The following is a 392-nucleotide window of genomic DNA, read 5'->3' as shown; positions in this document are numbered from 1 at the left end:
CTTGGTAACCGTGCGTAGAGTGTAATGGCATAAGGGTGCTTGACTGTGAGACCTACAAGTCGATCAGGTGCGAAAGCAGGACATAGTGATCCGGTGGTTCCGTATGGAAGGGCCATCGCTCATAGGATAAAAGGTACTCCGGGGATAACAGGCTAGTCTCCCCCAAGAGCTCACATCGACGGGGAGGTTCGGCACCTCGATGTCGGCTCGTCRCATCCTGGGGCTGGAGTCGGTCCCAAGGGTTGGGCTGTTCGCCCATTAAAGYGGTACGCGAGCTGGGTTTAGAACGTCGTGAGACAGTTCGGTCCCTATCTATTGCGGGCGTTAGATGTTTGAGAGGGCTTGATTCTAGTACGAGAGGACCGAATTGAACAAACCTCTGGTGTATCAGT

The 392-nt window shown here is 53.8% G+C and carries 1 rRNA gene; it reads left to right on the top strand.

What is annotated here, in order from left to right:
• Nucleotides 1-392: ribosomal RNA gene (locus tag AB4039_RS42540) — 23S ribosomal RNA — on the top strand; the annotation flags it as partial.

This window comes from Streptomyces sp. M-16, from assembly GCF_052114405.1.
Taxonomy (GTDB): Bacteria; Actinomycetota; Actinomycetes; order Streptomycetales; family Streptomycetaceae; genus Streptomyces.
The sequence above is the reverse complement of the archived record's forward strand: the minus strand, read 5'-3'. Positions and strand labels throughout refer to the sequence as shown.